The organism is Fenollaria massiliensis (genome assembly GCF_023347705.1).
Taxonomy (GTDB): domain Bacteria; phylum Bacillota; class Clostridia; order Tissierellales; family Peptoniphilaceae; genus Fenollaria; species Fenollaria massiliensis.
In genome coordinates this window covers 1409029-1422619 of record NZ_CP096649.1, presented here as the reverse complement: position 1 = coordinate 1422619, position 13591 = coordinate 1409029, and the positions used below count along the sequence as shown (strand labels likewise).

Annotated in this window: 14 protein-coding genes; all 14 read left to right on the top strand. The window is 36.6% G+C overall.

The window, feature by feature from the left end:
- Window positions 1-35: 35 nt before the first annotated feature.
- Complete coding sequence (locus M1R53_RS06845; protein WP_019214860.1) at window positions 36-266, top strand: glutaredoxin family protein; 231 nt, start codon at window positions 36-38, stop codon at window positions 264-266.
- 256 nt (window positions 267-522) lie between these two features.
- Window positions 523-1140: a class I SAM-dependent DNA methyltransferase gene (locus tag M1R53_RS06840; RefSeq protein ID WP_249242490.1), complete on the top strand. Its 618-nt coding sequence runs from the start codon at window positions 523-525 to the stop codon at window positions 1138-1140.
- 186 nt (window positions 1141-1326) lie between these two features.
- Window positions 1327-2055, top strand: coding sequence for a hypothetical protein (locus tag M1R53_RS06835; protein WP_249242489.1), 729 nt, complete (start codon window positions 1327-1329; stop codon window positions 2053-2055).
- Between the two features lies 1 nt (window position 2056).
- On the top strand, window positions 2057-2665 hold the full coding sequence (locus tag M1R53_RS06830; protein WP_249242488.1) for a hypothetical protein: 609 nt from the start codon (window positions 2057-2059) through the stop codon (window positions 2663-2665).
- 105 nt (window positions 2666-2770) lie between these two features.
- Entirely contained in the window at window positions 2771-3742 is a 972-nt protein-coding gene (locus M1R53_RS06825) for a redoxin domain-containing protein (RefSeq protein ID WP_249242487.1), read from the top strand.
- A 136-nt stretch (window positions 3743-3878) separates the two neighbouring features.
- Window positions 3879-5681, top strand: a complete 1803-nt coding sequence (gene dnaX, locus M1R53_RS06820) for a DNA polymerase III subunit gamma/tau (RefSeq protein ID WP_249242486.1) — start codon at window positions 3879-3881, stop codon at window positions 5679-5681.
- Between the two features lie 6 nt (window positions 5682-5687).
- Window positions 5688-6017 (top strand): YbaB/EbfC family nucleoid-associated protein, encoded by a 330-nt coding sequence (locus M1R53_RS06815; RefSeq protein WP_026880709.1) that lies wholly within the window; start codon window positions 5688-5690, stop codon window positions 6015-6017.
- Window positions 6017-6598, top strand: a complete 582-nt coding sequence (recR, locus tag M1R53_RS06810) for a recombination mediator RecR (protein WP_249242485.1) — start codon at window positions 6017-6019, stop codon at window positions 6596-6598. Before M1R53_RS06815 ends, recR begins: the two co-directional genes overlap by 1 nt.
- Window position 6599: 1 nt before the next feature.
- Complete coding sequence (locus M1R53_RS06805; protein ID WP_249242484.1) at window positions 6600-7355, top strand: glutamate racemase; 756 nt, start codon at window positions 6600-6602, stop codon at window positions 7353-7355.
- An 8-nt stretch (window positions 7356-7363) separates the two neighbouring features.
- A complete protein-coding gene (fni, locus tag M1R53_RS06800) occupies window positions 7364-8401 on the top strand; it encodes a type 2 isopentenyl-diphosphate Delta-isomerase (RefSeq protein WP_249242483.1) in 1038 nt (345 codons plus the stop codon).
- Window positions 8402-9847, top strand: a complete 1446-nt coding sequence (locus M1R53_RS06795; RefSeq protein ID WP_249242482.1) for a nicotinate phosphoribosyltransferase — start codon at window positions 8402-8404, stop codon at window positions 9845-9847.
- Window positions 9848-10099: 252 nt separating this feature from the next.
- Window positions 10100-11914 carry an S-layer homology domain-containing protein gene (locus M1R53_RS06790; protein WP_249242481.1) on the top strand — a complete coding sequence of 605 codons (1815 nt, stop codon included), beginning with the start codon at window positions 10100-10102 and terminating at the stop codon, window positions 11912-11914.
- Between the two features lie 84 nt (window positions 11915-11998).
- On the top strand, window positions 11999-12538 hold the full coding sequence (locus tag M1R53_RS06785; RefSeq protein WP_249242480.1) for a hypothetical protein: 540 nt from the start codon (window positions 11999-12001) through the stop codon (window positions 12536-12538).
- Window positions 12539-12591: 53 nt separating this feature from the next.
- A complete protein-coding gene (gene thiD, locus M1R53_RS06780) occupies window positions 12592-13374 on the top strand; it encodes a bifunctional hydroxymethylpyrimidine kinase/phosphomethylpyrimidine kinase (RefSeq protein WP_249242479.1) in 783 nt (260 codons plus the stop codon).
- Window positions 13375-13591 lie beyond the last annotated feature (217 nt).

Here is a 13591-nt window from a genome sequence, read left to right as displayed (position 1 = left end):
ATATATCTAATGACAAAAATTTAGGAGGGATAATAATGAAAGATATTACAGTTTATACAAGTACAACTTGTTCATTCTGCCACATGGTAAAGGATTACCTAGACAGCAAAGGATTAAAATACACAGAAAAGAATATTGCAGAGGACAAAGAAGCTAGGATGGAAATGATGAAGATGGGCTTCACAGGCGTTCCAGTTGTAATTATTGGTGATGAAAAGATACTTGGCTACGACAAAGCAAAGATCGATGCAGCATTAGAAGACTAAGATATTTATTAAAGTATGTACCCTTTGGTGCATACTTTTTTTATGCCTTTAGAATGGATGGGCCACTTCGTAGAAAACTTATAAATTATTTATTTTACACATAAGAGACATACTTATGCCATTTAAAACATATATACGCATTTAATAGACCGAAATTGACATGCACACGAAGAAAAAAGGTGGAAACCCACCGAAATTCTTCGACTTATGATTAAAACTATGCTATAATTATAAAAAAGAAATATAAGGAGGACTTATGCTAGACAAATTTGGATTTGATTTATGGGCCGAGGATTACGACAAAACAGTTGAAATCTCCGAGAGTGAGGACGAATATCCCTTCGCTGGATATAAAGGTGTTCTTGCATACATCTATGATGCCGTTAGAAAAATGAAGGCAAAAAAAGTTCTTGACATAGGTTTTGGTACGGCGATACTTTCAAAAAAACTTTATGATGATGGTCTTGAAATACACGGTCAAGATTTTTCAAAGAATATGCTCGATATAGCACTTCAAAAAATGCCAAAGGCAAAATTATATGAAGGCGATTTCGCAAAAGCCTTAGACAAGAATATTTTGAATGAAAAATATGACGCGATACTCGCAACATATTCAATTCATCATATAGTTGATGCCGAGAAAAAAGATTTTTTAATGAGACTAATCAGTTTATTAAACGATGACGGCAAAATTTTCATTGGCGACGTAAGCTTTTTAGATAAAAAATCATTGGAATCTTGCAGAGAAAAGTCGAAGGATTATTGGGATGATGACGAGCATTACATTGTTTACGAGAGCATCAAGAAAGATTTCCCAAATGCAATTTTCAAAAAAATAAGTTTTTGCTCAGGCGTTTTGATCTTAGAAAAATAATTACTAAAGTATGTACCTTTTGGTGCATACTTTTTTTATGGGTATAGATAGACGAAGAAAAAAGGTGGAAACCCACCGAAATTCTTCGAGTTAATATATTTTATTTCTTACAAAATAGTAACAATTAATCAAAATCCATTTACAATGCGCTTTATTGTGATATACTATAGATAAGGAAGTGATACTATGAAAAAGTTTTTACTTATACTAATGTCTTTGCTAATAGTGATGAGTGCATTTGCTTGTCAAAAGCAAAATGATGCACCAAATGAAAAAAGTGATGCAAATGAAACAAATCAAACAAATGAAATCGACGAGCCAGATCATACTGACGAAGGAGCTCTAATCCCTGCTGTTATGGTGGACGGCAAATTATACAAGGATACTGGCTGTCTAAATAATCTAGTCACTTGCGGAACCATGGACGGAAAGATTGAAAAAGTCGTTCCTACAAGTGAGTTTCCAAAGAACGACGGCGAGTCAAACTTTGACAAGTGCGAGTACCAATACGCTGGTGATGGCTTTTTAACTGTTTATTATGAAGGAAAATATCTTTTGTTCTCCACTGGTGACATTTGGGACGAGACTAAGAAATATGTCGCAAATTTCACAGGAACTGTAGAGGAAGTAGTATATGACGAAAGTGCAAAGGCTGCTACTATGCTTAGAATAAAAGATATAGAGGTGCCTAAAGAGTTTAAATATGTTTTCGGCAAAAATACCGAGTATCCAAATCCATTCTTAGTAAAGCTTGATAATGTAGTCGTTCAAAAGGACAGAGAGCCAATTGATGCAAAAGAAATTGAAGGCAAAAAAGTCACAGTCTACTTTGATGGTACTGCGCACAATACAGAGCTAACATCAAGTGCACTAATTACCATCGATTCAGCTTATGAAGTAGAAGTTCTAGACTAAGATGGACAGCATACAAAATATTTTCAAGGAAAAATTTAAGACTAAAGATATAAAAAGGAAATTAATTCTGAGCCTGATATACTTAGTAGTTACTGGACTAATCTATCTCGTAACTAAGCTCACTGGACTAATTTTTTCAGTAAACTTAGTGTTTATACACATAACACTTCGAGGGCTTTGCTTCGGGCTATTCTTGCTAGCTGCAATTTGGATAATTTATACTCTATCACTTATTTTAGATGCACGTAAAAAAATTATTCCCAGAGTAATCATCTCATTAATAATTGCGGTAATTGTGTTATTCACAGCATTTGCAGGACTTATGATTGGCCTTGGCGCTGATACTTACTACGAATTTATTTCGGATGATGGCAAAAACATAGCCGTAGTAAGCGAATATAACTTTTTATTTAGCACGACACTTAATATGTATAAAAGAGAGAACGTATTCTTCCTTCGCAAGATTAAGGACTATTTCTACACAGGCGATCAAGGCTATATCATGGACGCTGGCATATATGAAGTGAAGTGGGATGGTGCTATATTTAAACTTAGTTTTGAGCAAAAATATGGACCATATAATTATGAATACAATTTAAATGATTATTAATGGCTTTCGTATGAGAGCCATTTTTCTTGCCAAAATTTATCCTAAGTGATATAATATCTTTATAAGCAATATACTTTATTAGCATGATAAATTAAGGAGGAGAAAATGAAGAAGAAAATTTCGTTATTATTAGTAGTTCTTATGCTAGTGACATTTATGCCTATGTCAATGGCTGTGAGCGAAGAAAGGTCTATGGAAAGTTCTCAAAAGTTTACGGTTAACGGCGAAGCGCGTGATATTAGAGCTTATATCATAAAAGGGAAAAATTATTTAAAGCTACGTGATGCAGCCGCTGCACTTAAAGGAACTAAGGCACAATTCCAAGTTGACTATGACAAAGAAAAAAATCTTGTTATGATTGAAACTAATAAACCGTACGAAGATTTATCAAATACCAAGATCTATTCATCACAAAAAAAGCTTTGGGCAACTATGAAAGATATGGATATACTTTTTAATGGTAAAGAGAGAAAACTTAAATCTGCTTTTATTATCGATACAAATTACATCGAACTAAGAGATTTAGCTAAATTACTTGGTTTTAGCGTTGGCTATGACGCGCCTACAAAAATTGTAGCAATTACATCAGATAAAGTTAAAATGCCTTGCTTACTTGATTTTGAGCTAGAAGACTTTGACGGCAAAAAATATAATATAGCTGACATATTAGCCGAGCACGAATACACTTTAGTCAACGTTTGGTCGACTGAGTACGCACAATGCAAAAAAGAACTTCCTGACTTAACAAAGCTTGCAAACGATTATAATGGCAAAGCTGGCTTCCTTGGTGTTATTCATAACATTGAGCCTCTTACTAGCACATCAAGTGATTATGACAAGAAGACTAGAGAAGAAAATATAACTACGGCAAAGGACTTATTAAACCAAGCTTATGCCAAATATGCCAATCTATGTCCTAGTCAAGCGGCTGAGAAGTATTTTAATTTTAAGATCAAAGCCTTTCCAACAGTTTTTATCTTTGATAGCGAGGGCAATATTCTCGAAACATTTATTGGCGTTGGCGCTCATGGTTTCTACGAAAAATATGAAAGAGCATTGAAAAAATATATTAAATAATTATTAAGGGCTTTCAGATGAGAGCCCTTTTATAATTACCTTTATGCTTTAATAGCTTTTAAAGACCATTCACGTCTTTATTTTTTTTTATTTTTGTGATATAATATTTATAATTATAGTTTAAAGGAGGCAAGGGATGAGCGAAGCTTTATACAGAAGATTTAGACCCAAGACTTTTAACGAAATCATCGGTCAAGATCACATCACAACCATACTTAAAAATCAAATACTACTAAGTAGACTATCTCACGCCTACCTATTTACTGGCACGCGCGGAACAGGCAAAACTTCTCTTGCGAAAGTTTTTGCGAGAGCAATAAATTGCCTTAATCCACATGATGCCGAGCCTTGTAATGAGTGCGAGAACTGTCTTGAGGCGCTTGGTGGCAAGGCAGTCGACATCATAGAGCTAGACGCTGCATCAAATAACTCCGTCGACAATATTCGTGAGCTTCGCGATAAGGCGATATATCTACCAACTAAGCTAAAATACAAGGTCTACATCATAGACGAGGTTCACATGCTATCGAAGGGCGCCTTCAATGCACTTCTTAAAATACTTGAGGAGCCGCCAAAGCATCTGATATTCATACTTGCGACGACAGAGCCAGAGAGGATACCTAAAACAATCATCTCACGTGTTCAGCGCTTTGATTTTAAAAGGATAGACGAGGATCTCATCGCAAAAAATTTATCTCGCGTTCTTGACATCATTGGCAAAAAATATGAGGACGATGCAGTTCAAATCGTTGCTAGAGCAGGCGCTGGCTCGATGAGAGACGCCTTATCCATGCTTGAGAGCACCATCAGCTACTCAGACACACTTACTAAAGATAGCGTCTTGAAAGCCTTGGGACTACTTGATGAATCCTACTCAACTGGCATAGTAGAGGCGATATTCACACGCAATCTCGAAAAATATTACTTGAGTTTAGATAAGCTCTTCCTTGATGGCAAGGACGAAGCGATGATTATAGATGGCATAATTAAGGCACTTAGAGAGATTTTATACGACAAAGTTAATAAAACCCACAAATATAATTTCAGCTTTGACATAAAGCTTATGGACATCATAAACGCGATCGACATCTACATGGATTATCTTGAGAGGATGAAATTTGTCAAAGAAAAGAGAATTTTTGTTGAGATGGCGGGTCTTAAGGTCATGAGCCTTGATAGCGACGTTATGAAGATGAACTTCGATAGGAGTGTCACAGTTAGTGATTTAGCACATCCTGTTAATAATAATCAAGTTAATGGTGATGGAGAAGCCACTTCGTCAAAAACAGTTCAAGATACACAAGACGATGCCTTTGATGACTTAGCAAGCCTTGAGATGGTCATGGTGGACTATGAAGATGAAGGATTTTATTTCACAGAAACAGAAGAAGAATCCAAAAAAGAAATAAAAACAAAACACAAGACAGAATCAGAAAATCATACAGAGCACAGAGAAAAAACACAATTCACTGAGACGGAGAAATCAGAAATTGAAACATATTTTGACGAAGAGACACAAGACGAAGAGGAAACTCATGAGACTGAAGCTACTAAAAACATAATCCCAGATGAAAATGAAGAAAAAACTATTGACCTAGATGAAGATGAAGCACCAGAAGAAGATTTTGAAAAAAACAAAGCACTTTATGAAAAATTTTTGAATGATGATGAGATGAAAGTACTTAAAAGCATTTTCACAGATTTTGAATATTCAAAAACAGTTTCCGGTGTACTAGTACTTAAAAAGTCTCGTGACATAGCTCTTGACACAAGTGTAGCTCTTGTCAACATGAACAAGGAAGCTATATTAAAAACTATAAACAAATATTTTAACGATATAATCGATATTAAAATTGAAAGCTCCGACCAAGAGAAAAAAACTCTCAAACTTAGAGAGGACCTTAAAGAATTTTTGGGCGGCAAGCTTATAATTAAGTAGGAGGTAATTATGAAAAGAGGATTCCCACAAATGGGCGGCAACATGAATAACATGATGAAGCAGCTTAAAAAAGCACAAGAAAATATGCAAAAAAAGCAAGAAGAGATTGAGGCTACTACATTATCAGTAGATAAGGGCATGGTAAAGGTTGATATCACTGGCAAAAAAGAGATCACAGCCATCACTATAGATCCAGAAGTAGTTGACAAAGACGACGTTGAAATGCTTGAAGACCTAATCATGGTCGCAGTGAATGAGGCTATCGCAAAGGCTGAAGACCTTATGAACACTGAGATGGGCAAATTAACTGGCGGCTTAGGTATTCCAGGACTATAATGGATAGACTAGATAAGCTAGTTAAAAATTTAGAATCTTTTCCGCAATTTGGCTCGAAGTCATCGATAAAGTTCGCTTATTATCTTTTGAATAATAAGGACAAGGCTATGAGTCTAGCGAAGGATATCGAGGAGACTCTTGAAAATATTCACAGATGCAAAATCTGCTGTAACTATAGCGAAGCAGACGTTTGCGGCATCTGCTCTGACGATGAAAGAGATCACTCTACCATCTTAGTAGTAGAAAAAGAGGAAAATGTTATGCGCCTTGACAAAGAAGGCGGCTACAACGGCCTTTATCACGTTTTAGGCGGCACCATCAACATGCTTGAGGGCATAGGACCAGACGAGATTAACATGACTGAGCTATTCCAAAGGATTGACGGCAGCGTGAAAGAAGTAATCATAGCGACTGACCCAGACGTTGCGGGCGCTGTGACAGCAAATTACATCAAAGAGAACATCCCAGACAAGAGCGTTAAAGTGACTAGGATAGGTACTGGTGTGCCTATGGGCGCTGACCTAAGCTACTACGATGCAGAAACTATCAGAAAGGCGATCGACAATCGTGTCGACATGTAATATGAAAAAATTAGCAGTTATTGACTCAGGTATAGGGGGCTTATCGGTTGTTCGTGAGCTTCTTAAACTTGATAATGAAATTGGAATAAATTATTTTGGGGACAATATCAGAGTGCCTTATGGCAATATGAGCCGTGAAGAAATTCTTTCCTGTATGGGAAATATTTTGGACTTCTTATATAAAAAAGGCGTAACTGACTGTCTTGTCGCTTGTAATACCATGAGTAGTGCCATCTTAAATACTGGCTACACTCATAAAATTAAGCTATATAATATAGTTACTCCAGCCATAGACGAAGTAAAAAGGCTCCGTCTAAGTAAAGCGGCTATACTTGCGACAAAATTCACCATTGCCTCAAAAGAGTACGAGAAAAGGCTCAAAGCGATAGGGACCGATGAGCTTTTAGAGATGGCGAGCGCATCGCTTGCAGCTCTTATCGAGAACTTTGATGATAACAGGGACATCATTGAAGAAGAACTTCTTGATTACAAGAGGCTTATTGATGAAGGCGGCTACAAAAACTTAATTTTGGGCTGCACTCACTATGAGTTCATAGACAGCATTTTTAAAGATTTAATGCCCGAAGTAGAATTTATAAGGCCTGCGAAGCTCTTGGCTGAGAGCTTTGATACGAGTGGACTTGAAAAAGGGGATTTTAATATCTACACGACAAAGGGCCAAGAAACTTATATCAAGAGTCTAAGGACGCTTGATATAAAGAAAAAATTAAATATTCAAGACTATATAGAGATCTAGGAGGAACCATGAAAAAGATTGATTACAAGGAGAAAGTCAAAGAACTCCATCTGACAAACTTTTTAAGAGCGGAAGATGGCAGTACTGACACGCTTCTTTCAGATGTTTTCATAGACAACAACTCTCTTCCTGAGCTTTCCATAGACGAGGTTAGACTGGAAAAGAAATTCTTCAACAGAAACTTTTCTCGTCCTTTTTACATAAATGCGATGACTGGCGGCACAGAAAAGGCGCTTCGAATCAATGAGATTCTTGCTAGGCTCGCAAAAGACTACAATATACCTATGATGCTTGGAAGCGAGAAAGTGGCTGTTGTGGACAATAAGTTTCCTGAAACATTCACCATTGCACGCGAAGTAAACAAAGACGGCTACCTTATAGCCAATGTCGGCGCTACAGCGGATTTAGACGTGATGAAGAAGGCAGTTGAGCTAATTAATGCCAACGCCATCGCCATACATCTAAATGCCTTTCAAGAGCTTATCAATTGTAACGGTGACAGGGATTTTACTAGCTATATGAAAAATATCGAGGCGGCACTTAATTATTTTAAGCTACCAATCATAGTTAAAGAATGCGGTTTTGGTATGAGTCAAAGAAATATCGAGGATCTTGCCAAGCTCGGTGTCAAGTACATCGACATATCAGGTGCGGGCGGCACAAATTTTGCTAGGATCGAGTCCATGGCGAACGCTGCCGAAGATTTCTCAGATATATTTGACTTTGGTACGCCAACAGCACTCTCTATACTATATGCAAGAGAGCTCAAGAAAAAGTATAAATTTACTTTAATCGCCTCAGGCGGTATAAGGACTGCGATGGACGCTTTCAAAGCCTACGTTATAGGCGCTGACGTCGTTGCGCTTGGCGGAGAGCTATTAAAATACGTTTATCACGGCTCTTATGAAGCTAGTAAAGATTACTTGGATAGCTTTTCGGAAAAGCTTAGAAAGCTGATGCTCATTACATCTTCACGCAACACAGGCGAGTTAAAGCATGTGAGATACAAATTAAAAGGCAGACTAAAGGAGCTTTGGGAGGATTAAATGAAAAATGATAATAAAAGCATAAACCTATCGATGCTAGCGGACTACTACGAGTTCACTATGGCAAATGGTTATATTGCTAATGGCGTAGAAAATACAGAGGCAGTCTTTGATATGTTCTTTAGAAAAGTCCCTGACAACGGCGGCTTCGCCATCTGCGCAGGACTTGAACAAGTCATTGAATATATAGAAAATCTTAAATTTACAGATGATGATATAGAATATTTTAAAAGCAAAAAAATATTTTCAGAAGAATTTTTGGACTTTTTAAGAAATTTTAAATTTACATGCGATGTATGGGCGGTTGAAGAGGGTACACCGGTATTTCCACAAGAACCCATCATCATAGTCAAGGGACCTGTAAAAGAAGCGCAAATCATGGAGACGATGATACTTCTTACTATAAACTACCAATCCTTGATAGCGACAAAGGCAAGCAGAATCGTTAGAGTCGCTAAGGGCAGAGCCGTTTCAGAATTTGGCTCAAGACGTGCTCAAGCGAGCGAAGCGGCGATACTTGGTGCAAGAGCAGCCTACATCGGCGGCGCTAAAGCTACTGCAAACACTATCACAGACAAGTTCTTTGGCGTTCCAGCCACAGGCACCATGGCTCACTCGTGGGTACAAATGTTTGATACAGAGCTAGAAGCCTTTAGAGCCTACGCAAAAGTTTATCCAGACTCCTGCGTTTTACTCGTTGACACCTACAATACACTCGAAGAAGGCATTCCAAACGCGATCAAAGTTTTTGATGAGCTTAGGGAGGGTGGTCATGAAGGCGTTGGAATCAGGATAGACTCAGGCGACCTTGCTTATCTATCGAAAAAAGCAAGAATTATGCTTGATGAAGCAGGCTACCCAAATGTTAAGATCATGGTCTCAAACTCACTCGATGAGTACGTGATTAAAGACCTTCTTGGTCAAGGCGCACAAATCGATGGCTTTGGTGTTGGCGAAAGACTGATCACATCAAGAAGCGAACCAGTTTTTGGCGGCGTATATAAACTCGTATCCACATTCAAAGACGGTAAAGAAATATACAAGATCAAAATTAGTGGCGACGTTGAAAAGATCACTACACCTGGATTTAAAAAGCTATATAGATTATACGACAATGAAACAGGAAAGGCACTTGCAGACCTAGTTACAACACACGATGAAGAGATCGATTTCACAAAAGATATCGAGATCTTCCATCCATTATACACATGGAAGAAGAAAACACTTTCAAATTACACAGCAAAGCCACTTCTAAAGAAAATTTTCGATAAAGGTAAATTAGTATATAATAAGAAGACAATCGATGAAGTGCAAAAATATTCCTTAGAAGAAGTCGATAAGCTTTGGGACGAAGTCAAAAGACTTGAAAATCCACACGAGTACTACGTTGACCTTAGCAAAAAACTTTGGAAAATCAAAAACGATATGCTTAATAAAGAAAATTAATATCATAAGCTCTTTGAGGTAAAGCCTTGAAGAGCTTTTTTATGCCATTTTACTCATGTTTTTATGAAGCCAGCAATATAAAATTTTAATTCGTTAAATTTGTAAATGTTTTGTAAATATTTTCGCTTTTCGTAAATGTTATAATTATTTCGCAATCGCAAGTAATATATGGCAGATAAAGCCTGAATTTACTAAGCTTATGCATAATTTATACACAAGCCAAATATTTAGGCTTAAGAGAGGAGTTTTAAAATGAACAAATTAAAAAGAATTATTTCGATAGCATTCATCATTGCCTTTGCACTATCACAATTCGAGTCAATCAAGGCAGAAAGCGTTAAGGCAGACATGACAGATGCGAAAAATGCTGAAACAGTAGTAGCTTCAGAAGAAGCGGAAAAAGAAGAAGTAAAGCAAGATGCACAAGATGTACAAGATCCACAAGTGGCTGGCTGCCAAACACAAGACGATGTGATAAAAGAGCTTGAAGAAGCGCTTAAAAATAAAATTGAAAGCGTTAATACGAAAAATGATGATTATGTACTTAGACTTAATAAATTAAAAGACGTAGACGTAAGAAGTAATCAAAATCCTGATAAATATGTTGCACATTATGAATTGCTATTTACAATAGTGAAAAAAGATAAAAAGTTTTCAGAAATAGATATGGATAGCCTTGCAGGAGCAATTACTGACTTATATAGAGAAGGAAAAATTGACAAGCTAAAATTTAAACTTGATGAAAAAGAAGGAAACGATTTAAAAAAAGAAATAGGTAATTTAAATGAAACACAGACAAAAGATGCAATCAAAGATATGATATATGAAGGCCTAAAAGGTTCGATGTCACTTAATGACGATACAAAGCTTGAAAGTATGAATAATCATGAAGGCGGCATAAGACTTAGTAAAAAAGCCTGCAAAGACAAAGAAGCCTTCCTTTGGCTAAGAATACCATTTAGAAACGCAATAGTAAACGAGATAAAAGATAAAATCGAAGCAAAAGACATCACAGTTAATAAGAACGACAAAGTAAATTGGGAAAACGGCGTTAAAATTAAAGACTCAGTAACAGGAAAAGAAGACTACCAAAAATATATTAATAATGCTAAAGTTACAGACGAGTCAAACAGAGATACAAAGACAGCAGGCGAAAAACTTGGTAAAATCAAATTAAAATTTACAGATGATACAGAGCTTACACTAGATAATCAAAAACTCATAGTAAAAGAAGATAAAAAAGCAGAAGAAAATAATAATAAAGACAATAATAAAGAAAAAGAACAAATTCCACAAATAAAAGACAAAGAAAACAACAAATTTGACAGATACGATAGATACGACAGAAATGATAAAAATAATAAAAATGATAAACACGATAGAAATGATAAATATGACAAAAAACATAAAACAGATAAAAATCCTAAAAAAGATAAAAATATAGAATCTGAAGAAAAACAAGAGGAAAAACAAGAAAAAATGGACTACGGCATATTAGTACCAGCACAAGCACTTAGACTAGTTCAGCACAAAGACCTGCCACAAGGCGAAAAAGGCGAAGCCATTAGAGAACTTATCGCAAGAGGCATACTAAGCGGCGTTTCAGATACAGAGTTTAAAGGCAAATTAGCCATCAATCGCGCCATGCTAGCTCAAGTCCTTATGACAATTTCCAAAGATAAATCAGTAGGCTTCATCGACTACCTAGACATAAAAGGAGACGAGTGGTACGCAGACGCTATGACATGGGCACTAACACACGGAATTTACAAAGGCTACACAGACAAAACAGTTAAGGCAGCACAAAACATTACACGCCAAGAATTTGCCTCAGTTATCTATAATTTCATAAAAGAACACAATATCAATATGCCAAAAATTAAAAACTTTAATTACAAAGACCAAGACCAAATTGCTTCATGGGCACTTAATCAAGTTAAATACCTTGACGAGATAGGCCTTGTTAGTGGAGCTAGCACAGATACTTACAACGCAAAAGGCACATACACAAGAGAAGAACTTGCACTAACAATATATAAAATTATTAAATTCATAGAAAATAAATAATTATATCAGCTCTTTGAGACAATATCTCAGAGAGCTTTTTACGTTTTCTTAACAATCAGGTGATATTATATCTTGGGTGATATTATGGAAGAACTTAGTATAAATTTTTCTGCTCTGCATTACTTTAAAAGGCTGCTGCTCTTTGTATTTGCAATATTTCCAGCCTTTACCATCGGCTTTGCAATCCTAGGAAGCCTAGTCGAAAAAGGCGGCATATTTCAATGGGTTATAGTCCTTTTCTTCTTTTTCTTTGTGTTTATGGTTTTAAACGCACTCAAAAACGTCATCCTCCTTATATTTAGAGAGGAGGCTTTGGTTTTAAAAGAGAACGTCTTTGTAGATAAATTCTCCAAATATAAACCCATCAGCATAAGCTGGGACGATGTAGATGAGTTTAAAATAAAAAAGACACAAAATCAAGAGCTGATGGACGTTTACACACTTCACATAAAGTATAAAAATCTTGATAAGTACAAAGACATTAAGGCCATAAACAAGGTGAATAAATATTATAATGCGGGAGATACAGTAGAAATAGAGCTAGATTTGGCAAACCTTTCATACAGGGCAAATGACTACGAGATACTTGAAAAGTACTACTACATCGTGAAACATAAAGGATAGCTTGACAAAAAGAGCCTAATGTAATAAAATCATCTTAATAAAGGAGACTAGTCATGCTAAAAGAAAAGCCTGTAATACTGTCAATCTCAGCCTTAGACTCAAGCGCCCTAAGAGGCGTAGAGGCAGACGTCAAGACAGCACTAAAACTAAATACCTACTGCACAGTCGCGACGACATGCGTGACCAGCCAAAATACACAAAGGTCAATCTCAAGACTTGCGCTTTCTTCGTCCATGGTCTACGATCAGATAAAGGCGGCGAGCGAGGACTTTCGCATCGGCTGCGTCAAAGTCGGCCTCATCTCAAACATCAATCAGGCAAAGGCGGTTAAAGACGCGCTCGACAAGTACTTTAATGAAGTGCCCATCGTGCTAGATCCAGTCATCGCCTCAAAATTTGGCCATATCTACACCGACGCCGAAACACTTGACTATATAAAAGAAAACATCTTCGATAAAGTCACACTACTTACGCCAAACATGAAAGAAGCAGAAGTTTTATCAGGACTTAAAGTCACTACAGTTATGGAAATGATGGCCGCAGCACAAAAACTTCATGATAAATACGACACAAGCGTTCTGATTACAGGAGGCGCACTAGAAGGCGAACTAAAAGACGTACTCGTGATAGATGGCCTAGAAAAAATTATAGATAGGAAGAGAGTCGATAGACAAGCCTTCGGCTTAGGTGCAACAGTATCTACCGCCATCGCCACATACCTAGCAAAAGGATATACAATGGAAGAAGCAGTTAGATTTGGACTGGAATATTTAACGCTATGTCTTCAAGAGCGCATAAATTTGGGTAGAAATGAGGGAGCAATCTGGCACGTATAGTATGGATAAGTATATTTATTTTGCTTTAGTAGTAATTTTGCATTCTTTTACGCAAAAATCACGCCTTTTCTTCACTACAAACTTTTAATCGCTCCAATGTACTCATCTGTACTATTTCGCTCATAAAAGTTCTCCGTAAAGAAAATTCATTGATTTTATCTGCAAAATAATCGCAAAATTGGGTGAGTAGATTACTTCTTATAAATTTATTCTGCAA

What these genes read in the sequence shown, in the direction of transcription:
- M1R53_RS06845 (WP_019214860.1), top strand. Translation starts at nt 36, where the DNA reads ATGAAAGATATTACAGTTTATACAAGTACAACTTGTTCATTCTGCCAC.
- M1R53_RS06840 (WP_249242490.1), top strand. Translation starts at nt 523, where the DNA reads ATGCTAGACAAATTTGGATTTGATTTATGGGCCGAGGATTACGACAAA.
- M1R53_RS06835 (WP_249242489.1), top strand. Translation starts at nt 1,327, where the DNA reads ATGAAAAAGTTTTTACTTATACTAATGTCTTTGCTAATAGTGATGAGT.
- M1R53_RS06830 (WP_249242488.1), top strand. Translation starts at nt 2,057, where the DNA reads ATGGACAGCATACAAAATATTTTCAAGGAAAAATTTAAGACTAAAGAT.
- M1R53_RS06825 (WP_249242487.1), top strand. Translation starts at nt 2,771, where the DNA reads ATGAAGAAGAAAATTTCGTTATTATTAGTAGTTCTTATGCTAGTGACA.
- dnaX (WP_249242486.1), top strand. Translation starts at nt 3,879, where the DNA reads ATGAGCGAAGCTTTATACAGAAGATTTAGACCCAAGACTTTTAACGAA.
- recR (WP_249242485.1), top strand. Translation starts at nt 6,017, where the DNA reads ATGGATAGACTAGATAAGCTAGTTAAAAATTTAGAATCTTTTCCGCAA.
- M1R53_RS06805 (WP_249242484.1), top strand. Translation starts at nt 6,600, where the DNA reads ATGAAAAAATTAGCAGTTATTGACTCAGGTATAGGGGGCTTATCGGTT.
- fni (WP_249242483.1), top strand. Translation starts at nt 7,364, where the DNA reads ATGAAAAAGATTGATTACAAGGAGAAAGTCAAAGAACTCCATCTGACA.
- M1R53_RS06795 (WP_249242482.1), top strand. Translation starts at nt 8,402, where the DNA reads ATGAAAAATGATAATAAAAGCATAAACCTATCGATGCTAGCGGACTAC.
- M1R53_RS06790 (WP_249242481.1), top strand. Translation starts at nt 10,100, where the DNA reads ATGAACAAATTAAAAAGAATTATTTCGATAGCATTCATCATTGCCTTT.
- M1R53_RS06785 (WP_249242480.1), top strand. Translation starts at nt 11,999, where the DNA reads ATGGAAGAACTTAGTATAAATTTTTCTGCTCTGCATTACTTTAAAAGG.
- thiD (WP_249242479.1), top strand. Translation starts at nt 12,592, where the DNA reads ATGCTAAAAGAAAAGCCTGTAATACTGTCAATCTCAGCCTTAGACTCA.